This is a genomic window from Saccharopolyspora sp. NPDC000995, assembly GCF_053599315.1.
The window spans coordinates 1-1,443 of sequence record NZ_JBSFLZ010000329.1; the positions used below are offsets into that span (position 1 = coordinate 1).

The 1,443-nt window shown below is 65.9% G+C and carries 1 protein-coding gene; it reads right to left on the bottom strand.

Annotated elements, in window-relative coordinates; all coding sequences use genetic code 11:
- The coding region (locus tag ACWDKQ_RS36135) for a hypothetical protein (RefSeq protein WP_450143235.1) at positions 1 to 1,412 on the bottom strand (1,412 nt) is incomplete at its 3' end.
- Positions 1,413 to 1,443: the final 31 nt, after the last annotated feature.

A 1,443-nucleotide genomic window follows, 5' to 3' on the forward strand; every position in this document is an offset into this window, starting at 1 on the left:
TTCATGACCTTGGCCCCGGAGAACAACTCCTCGATCACCGCCCGGGCCGGCTCCCGCACACCCTCCGGCAACGCGGCAAGAACGTCCCCGGGATCGATACTGCCGGGCTTCCAGATCTTCCCGCTGCCCATCGCCCCCTCGGCCACATAAGACGGCAGATCGACCTGCCGGACCGTCACATCAGCACGGTCGGCCGCGACACGAGCCGCAGCCACAGCCTTCGCGGCCGTCTCCGCCGCTTCCTTCGCGATGTCACGGACATCCTCCACCCGGGCAGCACCCTCAGCGATACGCTCACCCGCCTCCCAAACCGCCGCCACCAGCTGATCAATCCGCTCCCGCACAGCAGCGTGCTCAGCGATAGCGGACTGCACCCGCGCCGCCGCATCAGCACGCTGAGCACGCAACGCATCCCGCGCAGCACCCTCGCCCTCGCCCTCGCCCGCGTCCTGGTCTCGCAGAAGCTCCGCCTCCTGCTCCCGGGCCCCTATCAAAACCGCCCGTTTCTCAACCAGATCCCGCCGAGCCGCACCGAGTTCAGCATTCAACTCCTCCTGCCGCCGCCTCGCCTCCGCCAGTTCTCCCTCCGCCACCGTCAACTTCTCAGCTTGCCGCTGAGCATGCCCGACACTCACCTCAGCCGAGGCAGTCTCATCCGCCGCCGCCGTGAGCAACGCATCGGTCTCAGCGGAATCAGCCGCCGTGACCGTGCTCGCCGGCGCCTCCAGCACGGGCGCATCCACCATGCTGTAAACCTGGGTCAGCTTCTCACCAGCCGCCGCGATCGTCCTCCGCGCCTGGGCGACCTTCGCAGCCTGCTCGGACTCCCGCAGCCGTCCCAAATCCGGCAACGGCTCCGCACGAAACCGCGCCGTCTCCGCACGCAGATGCACCCAGTGAGGACTCAACCCAGGCAACCCCGGCGGCAAGGAAACATCAGACGGGCCCTGCCCCGACGGCCACTCGCCCCTGCGCGTCGTCTCCCAAGCGCCCTGCGAATAGTCAGGACGCAACATGAAGAGCTCATCCAAATACCAACCCGAAACCATGGAGGCAAACCCATTGGTCTCCGGACCGAACCACACAATGTCTCGCGTCCAGAACACCTCAGCACCCGACGCCTCATCCAGCGCCTGCGCGAACTCCTCCGAGACCCCACAGGCATACAGCCGGATCGCTCTCTTCCCGTACGCCCTCCTTCGAATTAAGGTGGCCAGCTGCGAGGCATTCGCACTCTCGCCGCCGATAAGAACTCCTCCGCGCCCATCACCTTTCACCACCACCGCCAACACGCCATCCTCAACCGGCAAATTACGTGCGACAGCAATAAGCTCCTCGCCCAAATCAAACGGCGACATCATAATCCCCGCCGGAATCCCGACTACGCCGGAAGCCAGCACCTGCTCAGACACAGGCGCCGACACAGGCGGCGGCAAGGGAACG